Origin of the sequence: Streptomyces chisholmiae (assembly GCF_031845445.1) — a bacterium.
Classification (GTDB): domain Bacteria; phylum Actinomycetota; class Actinomycetes; order Streptomycetales; family Streptomycetaceae; genus Streptomyces; species Streptomyces chisholmiae.
The window spans coordinates 39,936-59,168 of record NZ_JAVREO010000012.1; the positions used below are offsets into that span (position 1 = coordinate 39,936).

16 protein-coding genes and 1 tRNA gene are annotated in these 19,233 nt (G+C 75.5%); 2 read left to right on the plus strand and 15 right to left on the minus strand.

Annotated features, from left to right (window positions below):
- Window positions 1-124: 124 nt before the first annotated feature.
- Entirely contained in the window at window positions 125-520 is a 396-nt protein-coding gene (locus RM844_RS20115) for an ASCH domain-containing protein (RefSeq protein WP_311668687.1), read from the minus strand.
- Window positions 521-656: 136 nt separating this feature from the next.
- A complete protein-coding gene (locus RM844_RS20120; RefSeq protein WP_311668688.1) occupies window positions 657-1,835 on the minus strand; it encodes a Cmx/CmrA family chloramphenicol efflux MFS transporter in 1,179 nt (392 codons plus the stop codon).
- Window positions 1,836-2,141: 306 nt separating this feature from the next.
- Here RM844_RS20120 and RM844_RS20125 point away from each other — a divergent pair, with 306 nt between their 5' ends.
- A complete protein-coding gene (locus RM844_RS20125; RefSeq protein WP_311668689.1) occupies window positions 2,142-2,675 on the plus strand; it encodes an NlpC/P60 family protein in 534 nt (177 codons plus the stop codon).
- A gap of 19 nt (window positions 2,676-2,694) precedes the next feature.
- Here the strand turns inward: RM844_RS20125 and RM844_RS20130 are convergent, their stop codons facing one another.
- From RM844_RS20130 to RM844_RS20155, 6 genes are all read right to left on the minus strand, one after another.
- Window positions 2,695-3,603 (minus strand): decaprenyl-phosphate phosphoribosyltransferase, encoded by a 909-nt coding sequence (locus RM844_RS20130; RefSeq protein WP_311668690.1) that lies wholly within the window; start codon window positions 3,601-3,603, stop codon window positions 2,695-2,697.
- 136 nt (window positions 3,604-3,739) lie between these two features.
- The gene (locus RM844_RS20135) at window positions 3,740-4,900 is read right to left on the minus strand and encodes a glycosyltransferase family 4 protein (protein ID WP_311668691.1); all 1,161 of its coding nucleotides are present in this window, start codon (window positions 4,898-4,900) and stop codon (window positions 3,740-3,742) included.
- The gene (locus tag RM844_RS20140) at window positions 4,897-5,910 is read right to left on the minus strand and encodes a lysylphosphatidylglycerol synthase domain-containing protein (protein WP_311668692.1); all 1,014 of its coding nucleotides are present in this window, start codon (window positions 5,908-5,910) and stop codon (window positions 4,897-4,899) included. The genes RM844_RS20135 and RM844_RS20140 overlap by 4 nt, the downstream gene beginning before the upstream one ends.
- Window positions 5,888-6,979, minus strand: a complete 1,092-nt coding sequence (locus RM844_RS20145) for an NAD-dependent epimerase/dehydratase family protein (protein ID WP_311668693.1) — start codon at window positions 6,977-6,979, stop codon at window positions 5,888-5,890. Before RM844_RS20145 ends, RM844_RS20140 begins: the two co-directional genes overlap by 23 nt.
- 67 nt (window positions 6,980-7,046) lie before the next feature.
- Window positions 7,047-8,414, minus strand: coding sequence for an ABC transporter substrate-binding protein (locus RM844_RS20150; protein WP_311668694.1), 1,368 nt, complete (start codon window positions 8,412-8,414; stop codon window positions 7,047-7,049).
- Window positions 8,411-9,550 (minus strand): endonuclease/exonuclease/phosphatase family protein, encoded by a 1,140-nt coding sequence (locus tag RM844_RS20155; protein WP_311668695.1) that lies wholly within the window; start codon window positions 9,548-9,550, stop codon window positions 8,411-8,413. Before RM844_RS20155 ends, RM844_RS20150 begins: the two co-directional genes overlap by 4 nt.
- Before the next feature lie 844 nt (window positions 9,551-10,394).
- Between RM844_RS20155 and RM844_RS20160 the strand changes: the two genes are divergently transcribed.
- Window positions 10,395-11,675, plus strand: coding sequence for an NB-ARC domain-containing protein (locus tag RM844_RS20160; protein ID WP_311668696.1), 1,281 nt, complete (start codon window positions 10,395-10,397; stop codon window positions 11,673-11,675).
- Here the strand turns inward: RM844_RS20160 and RM844_RS20165 are convergent.
- The 7 genes from RM844_RS20165 to RM844_RS20195 form a co-directional block, all read right to left on the minus strand.
- Window positions 11,672-13,912, minus strand: a complete 2,241-nt coding sequence (locus tag RM844_RS20165) for a DUF7779 domain-containing protein (RefSeq protein WP_311668697.1) — start codon at window positions 13,910-13,912, stop codon at window positions 11,672-11,674. The two genes, RM844_RS20160 and RM844_RS20165, sit on opposite strands and share 4 nt — an antisense overlap.
- 123 nt (window positions 13,913-14,035) lie before the next feature.
- The gene (locus RM844_RS20170; RefSeq protein ID WP_311668698.1) at window positions 14,036-14,374 is read right to left on the minus strand and encodes a hypothetical protein; all 339 of its coding nucleotides are present in this window, start codon (window positions 14,372-14,374) and stop codon (window positions 14,036-14,038) included.
- A gap of 301 nt (window positions 14,375-14,675) precedes the next feature.
- Window positions 14,676-15,512: an alpha/beta fold hydrolase gene (locus RM844_RS20175; protein ID WP_311668699.1), complete on the minus strand. Its 837-nt coding sequence runs from the start codon at window positions 15,510-15,512 to the stop codon at window positions 14,676-14,678.
- Window positions 15,509-16,102, minus strand: coding sequence for a TetR/AcrR family transcriptional regulator (locus tag RM844_RS20180; protein WP_311668700.1), 594 nt, complete (start codon window positions 16,100-16,102; stop codon window positions 15,509-15,511). Before RM844_RS20180 ends, RM844_RS20175 begins: the two co-directional genes overlap by 4 nt.
- Before the next feature lie 147 nt (window positions 16,103-16,249).
- Complete coding sequence (locus RM844_RS20185; protein ID WP_311668701.1) at window positions 16,250-17,398, minus strand: leucine-rich repeat domain-containing protein; 1,149 nt, start codon at window positions 17,396-17,398, stop codon at window positions 16,250-16,252.
- On the minus strand, window positions 17,395-18,759 hold the full coding sequence (locus tag RM844_RS20190; protein WP_311668702.1) for an SDR family NAD(P)-dependent oxidoreductase: 1,365 nt from the start codon (window positions 18,757-18,759) through the stop codon (window positions 17,395-17,397). Before RM844_RS20190 ends, RM844_RS20185 begins: the two co-directional genes overlap by 4 nt.
- A gap of 38 nt (window positions 18,760-18,797) precedes the next feature.
- Window positions 18,798-18,869: transfer RNA gene (locus RM844_RS20195), tRNA-Gly, on the minus strand.
- Between the last annotated feature and the right edge of the window lie 364 nt (window positions 18,870-19,233).

Genomic DNA, 19,233 nt, shown 5'->3' on the forward strand with positions numbered 1-19,233 from the left:
CCCCGACCCGGTTTTGGCCTCACCCTAAGCCCCGGTTCCCGACCGGCACGCGCCCACCCGGGGAACGAACCACCGGGCCCCCGGACCGCGCCGGGCCGCCGGGGGCCCGGCGCGTGACCGGCGACTACCTCCGGTCGGTGTCCGAGGGAGGCGTGGTGAGGCGGAACCGCAGGCACACCAGCGGCGTGTCCTCGTCCACCGGCGTGCCGATGGCCGCCCAGAAGCGCCGGTGCCCGGCCCGCCACTCCTCCAACGACCGGTCGCCCTCGCCTTCGGCTGCGGCGTGTGCCCAGGTGACAGCGCCGAAGGGCGCCAACGCGACGCTGGTGATCTCGACCGTGGCGACGGGGTCCCCGCCGTTGTCGAGCAGCGCCAGGCGCTCCCCCACGAACTCCAGGCCCTCCGTCTCCTCGACGTACTCGGCCAACAGGCCGGTGGTGGCGGTCTTCCTGCCGGCCAGGACCAGGGCGTTCAGCCGTTCCCGCAGCTCACCGGTCGTGCCGAGCTCCAGCGCCCGCATGCCGTCCACCCGTGGCCACAACGGGCCCACCTCCTGTCCTTCGCACCGCTCGTCCCGCACCGTTCGGGGACGGCCACCATCATGCCGTGCGCCGCCGGCCTCGCGGGACGCGGGTCGGCGGCGCCCCACCCACCCGTCACCGGGCCGCCTCGGCGGCTCGGCCCGGCGCGAGCACCGTGCGGAAGGCGCCCGCGACGAGCAGGGTGACGGCGACGAGCAGGCCGCTCGTCCACAGCGGCCCGAGGTTGCCGGCCCCCGTGTGGAGGGTGGTCGCGGCGATGAGCGGGCCGGTGGCGGCGCCGACGTTGAGCGCCGCGGTCGCGTAGGAGCCGGCCATGGTGGGGGCCCCGGTGGCCTCGTAGAGCACCCGCGTGATCAGGGTGCCGCCCAGCGCGAACGACAGGGCGCCCTGCCCGAGGACCAGGAGGCACAGGGCGACCGGCTCGTCGGCCAGCAGCGCCAGGGCCGGCCAGCCGACGAGCAGCAGCGGACCGCCGACCGCGATGACCAGTCCGGGGCGCTGGTCGGACAGCCGGCCGGCGACCGTCACGCCGACGAGGGAGCCGGCACCGAAGAGCACCAGGACGACGGGGACCCACAGCTCGCCCAGCCCGGCGGTGTCGGTCACCACGGGCGCGAGGTAGGTGAAGCTGCCGAACGTGGCCGCGTTCACCAGCGCGCCCAGCAGCATCACCAGGACCAGTCGCGGCCGGCGGAGTTGGGCCAGCTCCGTGCGCAGGCTCGGCCCGCCGGTCGCCGTGTCCCGGGTGCCGCCGGCCGGGACGCCCCTCAGGATGCCGACGGCCGCGGGCAGGCAGAGCGCGGCGACCGCCCAGAACGTGGCCCGCCAGTCGAGGAGGGTGCCGAGCACGGCCCCGCCGGGCACACCGGCGATGGTGGCCACCGTGGTGCCGGAGAGCAGCACCGCCAGCGCGCGCCCCTTGCGGTCGGGCGGGACCAGGGTGGCGGCGGTCGTCAGGGCGACCGCGAGGAAGCCCGCGTTGGCGAACGCGGCGACGATCCGGGTCGCGAACAGGACGGGGAAGCTGGTGGTGACGGCGCCCACCACGTGGGCCGCCGCGAAGGCGAGCGTGAACCCGAGCAGGCTGGTGCGCCTGGGCCAGGTGCGGGCGAGCGCGGCCACCAGGGGAGCGCCGATGATCATGCCCACGGCGAAGGCGGAGATGAGGGTGCCCGTCGTCGCGACGGTGACGCCGAAGTCCGAGGCGATGTCCGGCAGCAGGCCGGCGAGCATGAACTCCGAGGTGCCCATGGCGAAGACGGCCAGGGCGAGCAGGTGCAGCGGGAGAGGCATCGGGTGGCTCCGAGGTGAGGAGAGGCACGAGAGGGTCTTCTCGTCACCGCGGCCAGCCCCCGGGCACCCGCGTCCGACCGCGGAGCGCGGCGGGGACGGCGGGGCTACGGACTCAGTGGTTGCGGGGGCTGACGGCGTGACCGAAAGCCCCCACCCTGTCCGACTCGGGACTCGACATGGCGGGCACGCTACCCGACCGCGGGCCGGCCCGTCACGCCGGTCCGGCCGGGATAATCCGGTGCCCCCGACGCCGTGGCCCGGCGACACTGGCCCGGGACCACTTGTCCGTACCAGCAGGGGAGTTACGTGGAGCACGACTGGCAGGAGCGGGTGGCGAACGCCATCGGCTGGGCCCGGGGGCACCTCGGGTCGACCGCCTACGCCTCGCGGTGTCTGGCGTTCGTGGAGGACGCCTACGAGCGGGCCAACGCGCTGGAGTTGTTCGGCGGTGACTTCGCGGCGGAGTCCGCCGAGTCGTACGGGGCGCGGGAGCAGACCGGGGAGCCGCCGGCCGGCGCGTTCGTCTTCTACGACACCAGCGGGGAGTTGTTGGGGCGGCGGCGGAACTGGGGGCATGTGGGGCTGGGGATCGGGGGCGGCCAGGTCGTGCACGCCTGGGACCGGGTGCGGATCGACCCCTACCTGGCGATAGCGGAGCTGGCGGGGCCGCCGGGCTGGGACGCACCTCGGTGGGCGGGGTGGGCGCCGGTCGAGCGGGTGCTGCGGGGGTGCCGGCCGCGGGACTGGACTCCGGAGGGGGACGCGGCCGGGGCCGCGGAGCGGGCGCAGGCGGCGCGGTTCGCGCCGGGGCCGCGCCCGGCCGCGGGGCCCGTCGCGTGACCGGTGGGTGCCGGCTGGCTCAGCCGTAGACGACGACGGCGAGGGTGCCGGCCCAGCAGACGGCCAGTGCCTGCAACATGCGGTCGCCAAGGACGACTTCGTCGGGCTCGCCGGCCTGGCCGCGGTCGACGTCCATGGCGTAGCGCAGCACCGCCATGACGAACGGCGCGATCGAGACCAGGGGCCAGATCGGGCTGTGCTCAGCCTCCCGGATCTCGAACGCCCACATGCTGTAGGTGGTGATCAGCACGGTGGCCGAGAGCGCCCACACGAACCGCAGGTAGGAGGCCGAGTAGGCGTCAAGGGAGCGGCGGAACGCGGTGTCGGTGCGTTCGGCGAGCATCCGCTCGGCGTAGCGCTTGCCGGTCACCATGAACAGCGAGCCGAAGCCGGCGACCAGCAGGAACCACTGGGAGAGCGGGATGCCGGTGGCCACGCCGCCGGCGATGGCGCGCAGCAGGAAGCCGGAGGCGACGCAGCAGATGTCGATGACCGGCTGGTGTTTGAGCCAGAGGCAGTAGGCGAGTTGGATGGCCACGTAGGTGCCGAGGAGGGCGGCCAACTCCCAGCGGGCGAGGGCGGCCAGGGTCAGGGCCCCGGTCAGCAGGAGCGCGGCGGCGGTCAGGGCCAGGTTGACCGGCACGACGCCGGCGGCGATCGGCCGGTTCCGTTTGGTGGGGTGGGCGCGGTCGGCCTCCACGTCCTTGGCGTCGTTGACGAGGTAGATGCCGGAGGCGGCCAGGGAGAAGGCCACGAAGGCGACGGCCAGGCGGGCCGCGGTGGCGGCGTCGAGTAACTCGCCGGCGGCGAACGGCGCGGCCAGGACCAGGACGTTCTTGGTCCACTGGCGCGGGCGCACGGCGCGCAGCAGGCCGGCGGCCGCGGCGCCCGGGCCGGCGGGGAGGTGCGTCTGGGTGGTCGCGCTCACGGCCCCTCCTGGTGGGGTCGGTCCCCGGGGCGGGGCGCGGGTCGGTCCCGGCCCGATGGCCCGGCGGGGTGGGGGGCCGGGTGGTGGGGCGCGGGCGAGCGGGTGGTGGGCATGGCGGTCTCGTCTCTGCCGGTGGTCAGTCGGCGGGCCGGAGGAGGGCGCCGGCGGCGGCCCGGTCGAAGAGTTCCTGGTAGGCGTCGAGGCAGGCGTCGACGCCGAACCGGTCGCGGGCCTCCTTGGCGTGGACGGCCCGCTGTGCGGCGGGCAGGTCGCGCAGTTCCTCGACGGCCCGCCAGATCGCGTCCGGGTCGCGGGGGGGCGCGAGCCGGCCGAAGCCGGTGGCCACCACGGGGTACCGGCCGCCCGGCAGGTCGGAGGTGACGCAGGGGACGCCGGCCATCATGGCCTCGGCCTGCACGATGCCGAAGGACTCGGCGACCGAGGGCAGGGCGAAGACGTCGATCGAGGCGTAGAAGTCGGCGAGTTGCCGGCCGCGCAGCAGGCCGAGCAGGGTGATCCGGGTGTCGTCGCCGATGGCCTCCCTGACCTCGGCGACGGCGCTCCTACCGCGCACGTCGGCGTGGTCGCCGCCGATGAGCAGCCGGTCCTCGGGGGCGGCGTGCCGGCGGAAGGCCCGCACCAGGTAGGGGATGCCCTTGTCCTCGACGATGCGGCCGAGGAAGCCGACGTGCAGCCCCCCGGAGGCGCGGTAGGCGGGGCGGCCGCCCTCCCGGTGCAGGCAGGGGGCGGAGATGGCCTGCCAGGGGCGGGTGCGGATGGTCGGCCACTGCAACGAGTGGCGGGCCTGGTCGTCGCTGTTGACGACGACGGCCGTGGAGCGGGCCAGGGCGTGCCGCGCCGAGCGGTTGACGGCGGCGACCTGGAGGGGGGTGGTCAAGGTGCGGGGCACCCAGACGTCGATGTGGTAGGTGGACACGGTGGGGACGTCCCGGCAGCGGGCCGCGATCCAGCCGGCCTCCAGCATGGGCAGGTGCAGGTTGAGCACCCGGGAGCGGCGGGCGACCCGGGCGACCAGCTTGGGGAAGCCGGGGGCCACCACGCCGCGGCCGAGTTGGGCGCGGACGGGGGCGCGGAAGATCTCGACGCCGGCGACGCGTTCGCGGCGCGGCAGGGCGCGGTCGTGTCGGGAGGTGACGACGGCGACGGACCGGCCGCGGGCGGCGAGCCCCTCGGCGAGGACCCGGGCCACCTCGGTGAGGCCACTGACGTAGGGGGCGTAGTAGTTGAGGGCGAGGCAGACGTCGTAGGCGGGCTCGGCCGTTGGCTGGTCGGTCACGGTCCTGCTCCTTCCGGGGTGGGGACGCCGGCCCGCCGGGGTGCGGGCCGGTCGGCGAGGGTGGCCGCGAGGGCGACCAGGCATTCGCCGAGGAGGGTGAGCAGCCGGCTGGCCGCGGCGACGACGCCGGCCGCGGGCAGCGGGAGGACGGCGGCGAGGACGCCGACGAGGACGGCCTCCCGGGCGCCGAGGCCGCCGGGCGCGATGACGACCAGGCTGCCGACGACGGTGGCCAGGGCGAGTCCGCCGACCGTCACGGGCAGCGCCGGCAGGGGTTTCGCGCCCAGTGCCACCGCGAGGAACCACACGTGCAGGCCGGTGACCAGCCAGCCGAGGACGGAGAGCAGCAGGCAGCGGCGGACCGCGCCGGGCCCGACCCGTTCGGCGGGGCCGCCGGTGACCCGGGCCAGCAGCCGGCCCAGGCCGTGGCTGATCAGCCGGGGTCGGGCGAGAACGGCGAGGAACGCGGCGGCCAGCGCGGCGAGCAGCGCCGTCGTCCCTCGGCCGCTCCCCCACCCGTCGCCGAGGACGACGAGGGTGGCGACCAGCGCGCCGGCGCTGAGCGAGGCGCCCAGGCTGACGGTGAAGGCGGTGACCACCAGCAGCCGGGGCACCCCCCGGCGGCCGGCCAGTTCCGCCTGCACCATGGCCGGCCACAGGGAGCCGGGCAGGTACTTGCCGAGCTGGCCGACCAGGCAGACCCGCAGGCAGCTGCGCAGCGGCAGGTCGCCGCCGGTCCCGGTCAGCGCGGCCCGCCAGGCCAGCGCCGCGACCAGCGCGCCGGCGGCGGTGGCCAGCAGCGCGGCGGCCAGCGGCGCCGGGTGCAGGGCGCGGGCGGCGTCGAGGGTCTCGGCGCCGTTGCCGGCCAGCCAGGCGAGCAGGCCGCCGAGCACGGCGGCCAGCGCCAGCACGGTCCAGGCGGCGCGCGGCACCCGGCGGCGGGTGGGGCCGGCTGGCGGGTCGGCGTGCCCGTCCGGGGCGGCCGGGTCAGAAGGCGAGCTTGGCGACACGGAGGGCCCCCTCCCGCCACGGTGAGCGGTGGGTGCGGCCGGTGGGGGCGCCGGTCAGCTCGGCCTGGTGCTCCCGCCACCAGCGGTAGGTGCGCAGGATGGAGGCGCGGTTGGACCAGCGCGGGCGGCAGCCGAGCACGGTGGCGGCCCGGTCGGTGGTGACGTAGGAGTCGCGGCGCAGCTTGGCCAGCAGCCGGCCGTAGACCGGGGAGAGCCCGGTGGAGTCCAGTAGCCGCAGCAGCGGCAGGGCGGGGGCGGCGGGCACGGTGCGGATGCGGCGGCCGTAGCCGGCCTCGTCGAGGACCGCTTGGAAGTCCTCGGCGAGGGTGCCGAACTCGGTGGCGGCGATGTTGAAGTCGGTGTTGACCCGATCGGCGGGGCCGTGGATGGCGGCGCGGGTGGCGGCGACCAGGTCCTCGACGTCGAGCATCTGGGTGCGGACCCGGCCGCCGTCCAGCAGCGGGAAGTGCCGGCCCTCGTCGGCCCACTGGAAGAGCATGGCGAACAGGCCCAGGCGCTGCGGGCCGAGGAAGGTCTTGGGGCGCAGCACCGGCACGGTCAGCCCGGCGTCCCGGGCGGCGCGGCAGGCCAGTTCGGCGCGGATCTTGGCCCGGCTGTAGGGGTCGACGGGCCCGAACTCGGCGGTCTCCGGGGTCGGTACGTGCTCGGGCAGCCCGTAGACGGCGGTCGAGGAGACGTGCACGACGCGGGGCACGCCGGCGGTCCTGGCGGCGCTCAGCACCGACTCGGTGCCGCGGATGTCGACGTCGGCGATCTCGTCGGCCGGGTAGCTGGGCAGCGCGGCCGCCGCGTGGACCACCACATCGGCGCCGCGCACCGCGGCGAGCACGGCGGCGGTGTCCCGCACGTCGGCCCGCACGGTGCGCGGGCCGGGCGCCCCGGCGGGGGCGAGGTCGTGCACCTCGGCGGCCACGTCGAGGGCGACGACGGTGTCGCCGTCGCGCAGCAGCCGTTCGACGAGGTGCCGGCCGAGCATGCCGGCGGCGCCGGTGACCGCGACCGTGCGCGGGGGCTTGGACCTGGTCGGTTCGCTGGCCACGTCACTCACCACTGCCTCCACCGTTCACCGTTGTCGTGGTCGCCCGTCGGGGCGGCGGGTCCCGCGGTCGGGCCGGTCATGGGGCCGGCCAGCCGTCCTCGACGGCGCGGAGGACGTCCTCGGTCTCCGCGCCGAGGAGCCAGTCGGTCATGCCGGTCCAGAACGTCCCGGTGCCCACGGCCGACGGCATCAGGTCGGAGCCGTCGAACCTGACCACCGTCTCGGGGTGTTGCAGCAGCTCGGCGGCCAGCCGTTCGGCCTCGCCGGGGATGCCGGCGGCGTCGAGACCGCTGTTGGGCGAGACCCAACTACCGAGTTCCGCCCGGCTGTTGGCGAACTCGGGGCCGGCCAGGTAGGCGCGCACCGCCGCGACCTCCGGCCGGTCGGTGAGGCCGACGACGAAGTGGCCGCCGACCACCGTGGCGGGCGCGGCGTCCAGGTCGACGGGCGGCAGCGGGAAGGCGGCCACCGCGCCGTCCGCGCCGATGTCGGTGCCGGCGGGCCAGTGGGTGGCGAACGAGGATGCCTGGTTGTACAGGGCGCAGCCGCCGTCCAGCAGCCGCAGGCCGGCCTCCTGGTACGGGGTCTCGGCGATGGCCGCGGCGCCGCCGCCCGCGCCGTCGCCGGCGAACTCCGGGTCGCGGAGGATCTCCCCGGCCCGCTCGGCGGCGGCCACCACCCGCGGGTCGTCGAACGGGATGGTGTGCTCGACCCAGGCGTCGTAGACCTCGGGCCCCTCGGCGCGCAGCAGCACGTCCTCCACCCAGTCGGTGGCCGGCCAGCCGGTCGCGACGCCGGACTCGATGCCGACACACCAGGGGGTGGTGCCGGTGGCGGCGATCTCGGCGGTCAGCTCGGTCAGTTCGTCCCAGCTGGTCGGCACGGTCCAGCCGTGCGCCCGGAAGAGGTCGGGCGGGTACCAGACGAAGCCCTTGACGTTGGCGTCCAGCGGGGTGGCGTACAGCTCGTCCGCGACCGTGCCGTAGGCCAGCCAGCTGGGCGAGAAGTGGGCGCGGGCGGTGGCCGCCACGTCGCCGGCGGCGGGGGCCAGCGCGCCCCGCTCGGCGAGGGTGCGGACCAGTCCTGGCTGCGGGACGAGGGCGATGTCCGGCGGCTCGCCCTCGGCGACCAGCTCGCCGATCCGCGCCTCGAAGTCGTCGCTGCCCTGGTAGTCGAGCTGGATGCCGGTGCACTCGGTGAACGTCGCCCAGGACTCCTGGAACCGCTCCGCCTCGGCGCCCCTGATCGGGCTGAACAGGCTGACGGTGGTGCCCTCGTGACCCCGCTGGCCGGCGTAGCCGGCGCAGGCGTCGTCGTCCCCGGCGGGGGTCGCGGTGCCGGTTTCGGCCTCCTCGGCGGCGGGGGCGGACGAGCAGCCGGCGGCCAGCGCCACGGCGGTGGTGAGGGCGACGGCCAGGGTCGTCCGGCGGGTCGTGGTGGTCATCGGTCGTCCTCCGGTGCGGTGGGCACGGACAGTTCGAGCAGCTGCGCGGTGTGGTCGGAGTTGCCGTCCGGGTCGAGGAACCGGTAGTCGCGGACGCCGAGCCCGCCGGCCACCAGCGCCCAGTCGTTGCGCCACAGCTGGGGGACGCCGCCGCCGACCCGCCAACTCGTCGGGTGCAGCAGGCCGGTGCTGGCGACGGCGTCGGTGGTGATGTCGAGCAGCGCGCGGTTGTCGCCCATGGCGGGGCTGGTGTTGAAGTCGCCTGCGACCAGCAGCGGATGCGGGTTGTCGGCGACCGCGTCGGTCAGCGCCCGGTACTCCTCGGCGCGGCGCTGCTGGCGTTCGCGGATCTCCCGGTAGAAGGCCGGCGTCAGCGGGTTCTCCTCCATCATCAGCTGCACCGGCATGTGCACGTTGTAGGTGGAGACCACCTCCTCGCCGACCGCGTGGTCGACCCGCAGCCCGTAGGGCGCCGGGAAGGCCAGCGCGGGCTCGTCGCGGGAGTGGACCACGTCCCGCCCGGCGACCGGCAGCCGCGAGAGGGTCAGCAGGGTGCCGTCGGCGACCGCCTCGTACTCGGAGAACGCCTCCCGCACGTCGGCCAGGTCGGTGATGGGCACCGGCGTCTCGTCGACACGCCGCATGTGTTCCTGGAGCAGGTACACGTCCGCGTCGAGGGACCTGAGGTAGTCGAAGAGCGCGCCCCGGTCGCGGCGGTCGGTCCAGATCCCGTCCCGGTTCTGCGCCCAGTAGTCGGTGTTGAGGGTCACCACCCGCACGATGGGGCCTGGGCCCGCCGACCAGTCGGCCCCGTCGAGGGCGGCGAGGTTGATCCCGGACCAGGGCAGGCCCACCACGAGGGCGATGGTGGCCCGGCCCAGGATCAGCGGCCGCCAGCCGCGCAGGAACGCGCCGCCGACCAGCAGCAGGAGGGGGACGACGAGGAAGGTGATCGGCGGCAGCGTCCCGGGGATGACCCACAGCCAGAAGTTGCCGGTCAGCACGTTGTGGGCCAGCGCGAAGACCATCCAGGCCAGCGCCACGGCGGCGACGACCCGCACCAGGGGCGGGCGTGGGCGCGGCGGTGGCGCGGGTTCCTGGACGGGCTCGACGGTGGCGGTGTCGGTGGTGGTCACGGTGGGGTTTCCCCTCGGTTCGCTGAGCGGGCCGGGCCACGGCCACGGCGTGGAACGCGGCCGTGGCGGCCGGTGGTTGGGGGCGGGGGTGGGCACCGCCTGGGTGGGGCGGCGCGCCGATCGGGGAGCGGGTTCCGGGGCCGGCGGCCCGGGTGGGGCGGCGTTCGGGAGCCCCGGGCAGCGTGGGGACGCCGCGGGGCGCGCGGCAGGTCGAGCCGTGCTTCGCCTGACGGCGGGAGCCGGCGGTTGCGCTTCGCTTCCGTAACTGGGTGCTCAGGAGTCTGCGGTGACCGCTCGCGCACCGGCAAGGGACTTCGGCTGTCCCGGACGCGGCCCGGCTGTCCGGGCGTCGTCAGCGGCCTGTCCGGACCGGCGTCCGGTCCGTCCCCGAGCCTCGGACCGGACGGGGAACGCTCCGGACAAGGTCACTCTTCGCGGGGAGACCGACCAATTTCATTCATCTGCGCCCGCTTCACGGCACATGCCAGCGAAACTCGGTCAACTCCCTATAAGAAACGGTCACAGCCGGCCGGGGCCGAACTGTGCCGAAATCCCGGGAACCGCCCCCACCCGTGACCGCCCAGCAAACGCCCAAGGTCATGAGCTGCCGAGGATTCATCATCCGCGCAACGGGTCAGGCTTGCGTGGATTGCTAGTTGAGGGGAGAGACATGCAGCGCTTCCGATCGCACCAAGACATGCCAAGCCCACAGCAAATCACCACCGTCGGCGAGTTCGTCCACGCTCTCGCGCGACTCAAGTCCGCCTCGCGCCTCACTTTTCGACAGCTGGAGGAACGGGCCTCCCTCTGCGGCGAGACCCTGCCCCGCAGCACCATGGCCGACATGCTCAGAAGGCCGACCCTGCCCAGGGCCGAGCTGGTGGCCGCGTTCGTGCGCGCCTGCGGCTGCCCGCTCCGGAACGTCAACGCCTGGCTCGCCTCGCACCACCGGCTCGCGCGTCGCCGCGGCCCGTCCCGCCCCCCGCACCCGGACCCGGCGGCCGCCGAGCCGACGCCGCCGGCGCCGCCGACCGGGCGGCCGCTGCCCCGAGCCGTGATTCCCAGCCAACTCCCGCTCACCCCGGGTGCGTTCACCGGCCGGGAGGCCGAGCTGCGGGCCCTCGACCGGGCCACCACCGGAGCCGACCGGGTCGCCCTGGTGGTCGTCACGGGGCTGCCCGGCATCGGCAAGACCAGCTTCGCGCTCCGCTACGCCCACCAGTTCGCCGACCGGTACGGCGACGGCCATCTCTACCTCGACCTGCGCGGCCACGCGCCGGACCCGACGCTGACGCCGATCGAGGCGCTGGAGCGCCTGGCCCGCGGCCTCGGCGCCGAGGCCGGACGGACCCGGACCACGGTGGAGGAGGCCGCGGCCCGCTACCGGTCGCTGCTGGCCGACCGGAAGGTGCTGCTCCTGCTGGACAACGCGGCCTCCGCCGAACAGGTGCGCCCGCTGTTACCCGGCGCGGCCCACAGCCTGACCCTGGTCACCAGCCGCCGGCGGCTCTCCGGCCTGCTCGCCGGGGAGGGCGCCCACCGGATCAGGCTGGGCGTCCTCCCGGCCGAGGACGCCCGGCGGCTGCTGGCCCGGCTGCTCGGCGCGCGCCGGGTCGACGCCGCGCCGGAACAGACCGCGGCCCTCATCGACGCCTGCGCCGGGCTGCCACTGGCGCTGCGGATCGCCGCCACCCAACTCGCCGACGAACCCTGGCGCCCCCTCCAGGACTACGTCGCCGAACTGCGCGAACACGGGCTCGCCGTCCTCGCCCTCGACGACGAACGGCACACCGTCAGCGCGGTCTTCGACCTCTCCTACCGGCAACTCGCCCCCGGGGCCCGCCGGATCTTCCGACTCCTCGGGCTGGCGCCCGACCGCGACCTCACGATGGACGCCCTGGCGGCGCTGAACGGCACCACCCCGACCACCACCCGGACGCTGGTCCGCGCCCTCACCGACGCCCACCTGCTGGACGAACACGCCCCCGGCCGTTACCACCTCCACGACCTGCTGCGGCAGTACGCGCGCCACCTCGCCGAGACGGAGGACCCCACCGACGCCCGCGCCGAGGCCCTCGACCGGCTCACGGCCTGGCACCACCGGGCGACGACGGCGGCCGCCTAGGCGCACCGCGCCCGCCAGTAGGCGAGGTGGCGGCGGGCCTCGCGCGTGGCGGGGTCGTCTGGCCCCTGCACACGGGCCCGGTCGGCGATCAGCTCGGTGTAGTCCGCCGCCGCGGCGTGCGGATCGCCGGCCTGGCCCCGCCAGTGGGCGAGGTTGTGCCGTGCGGCGAGCGTGTCGGCGTGGTCGGGGCGCTGGAGTCGGGTGCGGTCGCTGACGAGTTGGTGGAGCTCCCGCACGGCGCTCCGCGCGTCGCCGGCCAGGCCCCGCCAGTGGGCCAGGTTGTTCCGCATGTTGAGGGTGCCGGCGTCCTGCTGCTCCCGGAACAGCTCGACCAGCGGGGCGAGTTCGGCGACGGCGGCCCGCGCGTCCCCCGCCGCCGCGTACCAGGAGGCGAGGTGGTGCCGGGCGGCGAGGGTGTCGGGATGATCGCGTCCCTGCACCTTCTGCCGGTCCTCGACCACCTCGCGGGCGACCCGCGCGGCGGCCGCCGGGTCCCCCGCCTCCCCCAGCCAGCGGGCCAGCGCCTGCCGGGCGGCGAGCACCTCCGGGTGGTGTTCGACCAGCACCTGGCGCGCGTGGGCCAGCAGCTGACCGAACGCCTCGGCGGCGTCGGCGGCGTGGCCGGCCTCCCCCCACCAGTGGGTGAACGCGTGCCAGGCGGCGATGCTCTCGGGGTCGTTCGGACCGTGCACGCGCAGCCGGGCCGCGACGAGGCCGGAGAACGCGGCGGCCGCGCCGTGGGCGTCGCCGCCCCGCCCTCGCCAGAGCGCGTGGTTGTGGCGGGCGGCGAGGGTGTGCGGATGGTACGCGCCCAGGCGGTCACGGGCGCGGTGGACGAGATGGCCGAAGTGCTCGGTGGCCGCCTCGACCAGTCCCGCCTCCCCCATGCTGTCCCCCACCCGGTAGAGCACCCTGTGCACCCCCTCGGCACCGCACAGGGCGTCTTCCGCGCGGCGCCGGAGCGCGTGGGCGCTGGCCCGCAGGACCTGGGCCAGGGCGGTGTCGCGCTCGACCTCCGGCCACGCGGCCCACAGCGCGTCGGCGCCGACGCGCGCGCAGTGCCGGAGACGCTCGGGGGACATGGCGTCGCGGGTGGCGTGCTGGACGAGGCGGTGGACGCGGACCGCCCGGTGCGGCGCGTCGGGGTCGTGGTCGATCAGGTTCAGGCGGTGCAGGGCGCGCAGCGCGTCGTACGGCCCGGCCCTCTCCCGTTCGGTCCCCCCAGCGACGAGATGGCGCTGCGCCGGCCGGCCGCTCAGGACGGTGGCGGGAATGCCGTGGGGGTCGAGCATCGCCACCAGCTCCAGCATCGGCAGGGCCTGCCCGGTCGGGGTCAGCTCGTTGGCCCGCTGGACGGACAGGGTCCATGTCGCGTGCAGCGGGCGGAGCTGGTCGTCGGGCAGCCGGTCGGGGGCGGTGTCGGCCAGGGGCCGGCTCTCGGCCACCATCTCGCGGTAGACGGCCACGGTGCGGCCGGTGTCCACGAGGTAGGCGGCGGCCTGGGAGAGCGCCAACGGCAGGTGGTCGAGATCCTCGGCCAGGGAGGTGAGCTGGTCCTCGGGCTCGGTCCGCCCGTGGGCACGCAGCGTCTCGGCCAGATAGGCACGGGCCAGCCCGGGGGTGAAGCGGCCCACCGTCAGCGACCGGCGCCCGTCCCCGAACAGCGCGGCGTCGCGGCGCCGGGTGGTGACCAGGGTGCGGCCGTGCGGATGCTCGGGCGGCCACAGCCCGCGCAGGTCGTCGGGGTCGGAGACGTCGTCGAGCACCACCAGCCACCGGCACGCCGCGCTCGCCGCCCCGGACGCCAGCCAGGCGAGGAACGCCTCGGCGGCCCGCCACTGGTTGTCCGGGTCGGCGCGGCACAGCTCCCGGCCGGCCTGCGCGTAGTCGGCGATGAGCGCGGCCCTGCTGCTGGCGGTGGCCCAGACCAGGAGATCGACCTCACCGTCCCGGTACGCGGAGCCGGCGTAGGCGGCGGCGAGTTGGGTCTTGCCGACCCCGCCCATGCCGGTGATCACCTGGCAGCGCACGGGACGGTCCGCGCCGTCGAAGCCCTCCCGCAGGAGTCGCTCCTCCGCCCGGTGTTGGAAGCACTGCGCCCGGACGGGGAGCAGGCCCACCCGGAAGGGCAGGGCCGCGGGCTCCCGCGACCCGCGCAGCTGAACGACGGTGAACTGGCCGGTGTTGGCGAACCCGCCGTCAAGGGCGTGGGCGTCACCGGTGCGCGAGACCCGCACGCCGCCGTCGGGCGCGCCGGGGGGCTCTCCGGTCTCGGCCGTCGCTCCGCCGCCGCCCGGGTGTCGCGGGGCGCGCGGCGCCGTCACCGCACCCGGCGGCTTCGGCTGACGCGCCCCTGACAGTCAACCGGGCTCGATGCCGGAGTTGGCCACGCTGTCCGGTCCGGTCGCCGTGGCGGAGCCGGTACGCACGGCCCGCGCCCGTCGTCCGCCTCGCCCGCGGGGGCGCCGAACACCGGACTGGGCGCGCCCACCGTCCCTGGCCTCCGCGGCGCCGGTGCGGTGGGCCTCGTCCGCGGCGTCCGCACCGGACGGGCCGCGGGGCGCCGACAGCACCGCCCACGCCAGGGCCGCCACCCCCGTCGCCGACTGCAGTGACGCGCCGACCAACGCCCCGGCGTCCTGGTCGCCCAGCAGCCAGACCACGGGGGTCGACACAATCGCGACCACCGCCAGAGCCACGACGGCGCCCCTCCACCCACGCGTCACGTCCGCCTCCCTCCACGGCCGCCGGACCGCCTAGCCGGTCCCCGGTGACGGCTTGCCTGTGTCAACGCTTCGCGAGGACCCGCCGGTTCCAACAGAAAGAACAAATCCGACACCACGCGCCCCGCCCGCCCCACGCCGCTCCCTCGTCCCACCGCCCCGGCCCGCGGCACCACGGCGAGCGCCCCCGCGCTGACGCGTCAGGTCTGCCCATGGCGCCGGACCGCCGGGCCCGCTCGCCAGGAGCGGGCACCGCGCGGACCCGCCCGACGCGGGGTCAGGCCGCGTCGGCGAGCGTCGCGCGCAGCAGCGCGGCGAACTCGGCCGGGTGGGTGGTCAGACCGACGTGCCCGCCGGGGAAGGGAACCAGTGCGGTGCCGAGGCGTTCGGCGAGGAACCCGGCGGCGCGGTGCGGCAGTTCGCCGGCCGAGTCCCGCCCGCCGGCGAGCACCAGCCGGTCCGACCGCGCGCGGAGCCGCTCGATGTCCGGGCGGTAGCGCATGAAGGACGGCACCACGCGGCCGATGAAGTAGGGCAGGTTGGCCATGGTCGCCTCGGCCCGCTCGGCCGCCCCCGGCGGCAGCGCCACGGACTCGGGCGGGACCTCCCCCTCCCGCAGCAGGCCGGCGGCGAAGACGGTCAGCGCCGGCCCGAGCCCCTCGGCGTGGAACGTCCGCCGCACCCGCTCGACGAACGCCAGTTGGTCGGCCGCGTCGGGCAACACCCGCACCACCGGCGGCTCGTGCGCCACCACCCGGGCGACCCGTCCGGGGTGCGCGGCGAGCAGGTGGAGCGCGACGACGGCACCCGAGCTGGCCCCGAAGACCCGGGCCGGCTCGTCGGGTGACAACGTCTCCAGCAGGCGGCACGCGTCCTCGGCGTGCTCGGCCACCCGCTGTTCGGCGGCGGGATCGTCCAGCACGCTGCGGGAGATGCCGCGCGGGTCGTAGGTCACCACGGTGTACTCGCCGGCCAGGTCCTCGGCGACCGACCGGGTGGAGTCGGCGCCGCCGGTCCCGCCGGATATCAGCAGCAGGAGCGGGCCCCGGCCGCGCACCTCGTAGTGCAGGGTCGCGCCGGGCACCCGCAGGCCGCGGTGGGTCGGCTCGGTCATGTGGTGTCTCCTTCGTCGGGCGCTGGCCAGTGCAGGAGGAGGGAGTGCAGGGCGTCGAGGGCGCGGCCCCAGGACTCCTCGGGGGTGCGCTCGTGCGCGAAGCCGCCGGCGGTCTCCAGGGCGACGAACCCGTGGAACGTGCTGCGCAACAACCGGACGGCGTCGGTGAGATCGGGCTCGGCCAGCCCGTAGCCGCGCAGCATGCCGTAGGTCAGCTCGACCGCGCGGCGCGGTCCCGGCGCCCGCGCGGCCAACTCCGGGTCGATGCGGATCGGGGTCTGGGTCGCCAGATAGCGGCCGGGGTACTGGTGGGCGTAGTCCCGCCAGGCGTTCGCGTAGCCGATGAGCGCGTCCCGGCCGGCCCGGCCGGCGGTCGCCTCGGCGATCCGCAGGGTCTTCTCGTCCGCCGCGAGCAGAGCGATGCGGCCGCGTAGTTCGGCCAGGTTGCGGACGTGGCTGTAGAGGCTGGCGTCCTTCACCCCGAGGCGTCGCGCCACCCGCGCCATGGTGACCTGGTCGAGCCCCGCCTCGTCGGCGAGTTCGGCGCCCGCGAGCGTCACGCGCTCCGTCGTCAGTCCGGCCCGTGCCATGGGCCCCTCCCCTCCTAGGGGTCCTAGATATAACCTAGGATCCCTAGGTAAGCCAAGTCGGGCCTTCCGCGCTCCCGGCCCCGCCTCACAAGGACCTGACGCTCCGGGCCGCAGGAGGCGCGCAATAGCCTGGTCGCGGCCCAGACGTCAGCCGAGGCCGGGCGGTGGGGCGCGGTGCACGCTCCGCACCGCGGCCACCGCCGGTGGCACGATCGGCCACGGGATCGCGGAGCTCAGGGCTTCCAGGCGTCGCCTCACGCTGCTGGCGATGCCCTTGCCGAGGACGAACCGGGTGGGCGTGACTGCCCGCTCGGCCCCGGCGAGCAGGGGCAACGCCTGGACGCTGCGCATGCCGGTGTTGCTCAGCACCAGGTGCCGCAGCCGGTGCGGCCCGGCGGCGAGGCCGGCGGCGATCGCCGTCGCGGCCTCGGTGTCCACGCGGTTGTCCGGGGCCCCGAGGACCGCGGCGGCCTTGACCCGTCCCAGATCGAGCAGTTCGACGTCGGCCGCCACCGCGGCGGCGACCAGCTCCGTCACGGCCGCGGCGCCGAGCCCGGAGCTGGCGAAGGAGAGGCGCCGCAGACGCCCGCGCGGCGCCCGGCGCAACGCCTCCGCCACGGTCCGCGCTCCCGGGTCGCCCAGACTGGCCGCCGAGACGTAGAGCTCGTCGAGCAGGCCCGCCTCCAGCACGGGGGCCAATGCCTCCGCCCCGGCCGGACCGAGCGGATTGCCGCCCAGGTAGAGCCGCTCGAAGCGATGCCCCGATGCGAGCACGGCGCTGGTCAGCCGGGCCAGCCCGGTGGCGTCGAGACCGGTCTGCACCAGGTCGAGCGTGCGCAGCTCGGAGGCGGCGGCGACCAGCTCCGCACCTGCGTGCCCGGCCCGGCCGCCAAGCGGGTTGCGCTTGAGCCATAGCCCGGCCACGGCCTGCGGCGAGGCCCGCAACTGGTCGGCGATCCGGCACGCGCCAGCGGCGGTGATGCCGTTGCAGCCGAGGTAGAGCGTTCGGACGCCGGTGCCCGCGCTGCGGGCGGCGACCTCGGCCGCGCCGTCGTCACCGAGACCGTCCGTGCCGAGCAGCAGGTGCCGGATCGGCCCCGGCCGCCCCTCCGCGTCGACGCGCGCCCGGAGCGCGTCGGCCACCAGCGCCGCGCCTTCCGGGCCGACCTGAGACTTGCACAGGTCGAGGCGTCCGTCCGGCAGCACCGTCCCTGACGGGAAGTCCACCCGCTCCTCGGTGGCCCGCCCCGCGCGCAGCCAGGTCAGCAACGGTCCCAGATCGACCGGTCCGCTCACCACGCCGCCTCCTGGTAGTCCTTGAGGAAGACCCCGGAGACGGGGCACCCGGCCTCGCCGCGCACGATCGGGTCGTAGATCCGAGCCGCGCCGTCGACGACGTCGAGCGGGGTGCGGAAGCCTCGCTCAGCGATCCTGGCCTTCTTCGGCGCCGGGTTCTCATCGGTGATCCACCCGGTGTCCACCGCGCACATATGCACGCCGTGCGTGGCGAGTTCGGCCGCGCTGGTGCGGGTCAGCATGTTGAGGGCGGCCTTGGCCATGTTGGTGTGGGGATGCCCGCCCGTCTTGAGCCGGACGGCGAAGCGTCCCTCGACGGCGGTGACGTTGACGATGTAGCGGCGCGGGTACGGGGAGGCCAGCAGCAGTGGCAGCAGCCGATCGCAGAGCAGCGCCGGCGCCAGGGAGTTGACCAGCTGGGTCTCCAGCACCTCGGCCGGGTCGAGTCCGCCCAGCCGGGCCGACCAGGAGTTCTCCGGCGCGGTGTCGGGCAGCAGCCCGGCCTCGTCGACGGGGGCGTCCAGGACGCGCCCGGGACCACCCGCGGCCTCCAGCTCGGCGGCGGGCCAGACCGGAGAGAGCGCCAGCGTCGGCGCGAACCCCGGCGCGTAGCGGACACCTGCACGCCGACCGGCGGGGAGCGCCTCCCGTTCCCCGGCCGCGAGACGGGCGTAGGACTCGGGCGGCCGCCGGAGCGTCTGTGCGGCGTTGTTGACCAGGATGTCCAGCGGACCGCCACTCGCACGCAACTCATCGCACAGACCCAGCACTTGCCGAGGGTCGCGCAGGTCGATGCCGACGACGGTGAGCCGGTCCAGCCACGCCGCGCTGTCGGGTACGGCCTGGAACCGGCGCACGGCGTCACGGGGAAAGCGGGAGGTGACGATGAGTTCAGCGCCGTCGCGCAGCAGCATCAGCGACAGCTGGAAGCCGATCTTCACTCGGCCGCCGGTGAGCAGTGCGCGTCGTCCACGCAGGTCCGTGGTCAGCCCGCGCCGGGCGGCGTTGTCGGCCGCACAGGCCGAGCAGAGCAGGTGGTAGAAGGCGTCCAGCTGTTGGTAGGACCGCTTGCACACGTAGCAGCGGCGCGGCTTGCGCAGCTCCCCGGCGGGCTCGTCCCCGGACGGCGCGGCGAGCGGGGCGTCCTCGCGTCGCGCGGTGGCGCCCGTCGCGGTCCGCGCGCGCAACGCGGCGTCCGCCTCCCGCACTTCGTCCCGTCGTGCCTGGCGGCGCTGCCGCCGGCCCTCGCGCGCGAAGGACTCGGCGACGCGCTCCGCCCGCAGCCGTGACGGGTCGTCCGCCGGCAGCTCGCTGAACGCGTGGACCAGACGTGAGAACTCGGCCAACTCCGCGTCCCGCACTGCCGCTCTCCCGCTCCAGTCGATCCTTCGATGCCGTGTGGTCCCGGCCGGATTCGAACCGGCGTGTCCACCTTGGCTGGGCGGTGCGCCTGCCTCTGCGCTACGGGACCTGGAACTGCGGATGTGCGACCTCACTATGCACCATCCATACCGGCGGTTACCAAAAATTCTGGCTGCCCTTCGGCATGCCTCCGCGTTCCTCGGGTGATCTCCTCCCCAGGGTCGTCGCAGAGCGGGGTTGCGGGAGGATGGTGGACGCTTTCGCGCCGGTCCATCCAAGGCAGGGATCGGGGAACGATCACCCGAGCCCTGGGGAACGATCTCCAGATGACCGGCCTCGGTCTTTCATCAAGCCGCTGAGCGTTGCGGTTGAGTCTGGGTTCTGAGTGGGCTGGGTCGTGACGGTGTGGTGCGGGCACGCGGCAAGCCCGGCGCGGTGGCCGGGTAAGGACTTTCTCGGTGAGCCTGGCCGAG

Excerpts from the sequence above, each read along its gene's own strand:
- RM844_RS20115 (WP_311668687.1), bottom strand. The coding sequence starts at position 520 with ATGCGGGCGCTGGAGCTCGGCACGACCGGTGAGCTGCGGGAACGGCTG.
- RM844_RS20120 (WP_311668688.1), bottom strand. The coding sequence starts at position 1,835 with ATGCCTCTCCCGCTGCACCTGCTCGCCCTGGCCGTCTTCGCCATGGGC.
- RM844_RS20150 (WP_311668694.1), bottom strand. The coding sequence starts at position 8,414 with ATGACCACCACGACCCGCCGGACGACCCTGGCCGTCGCCCTCACCACC.
- RM844_RS20160 (WP_311668696.1), top strand. The coding sequence starts at position 10,395 with ATGCTCAGAAGGCCGACCCTGCCCAGGGCCGAGCTGGTGGCCGCGTTC.
- RM844_RS20175 (WP_311668699.1), bottom strand. The coding sequence starts at position 15,512 with ATGACCGAGCCGACCCACCGCGGCCTGCGGGTGCCCGGCGCGACCCTG.
- RM844_RS20180 (WP_311668700.1), bottom strand. The coding sequence starts at position 16,102 with ATGGCACGGGCCGGACTGACGACGGAGCGCGTGACGCTCGCGGGCGCC.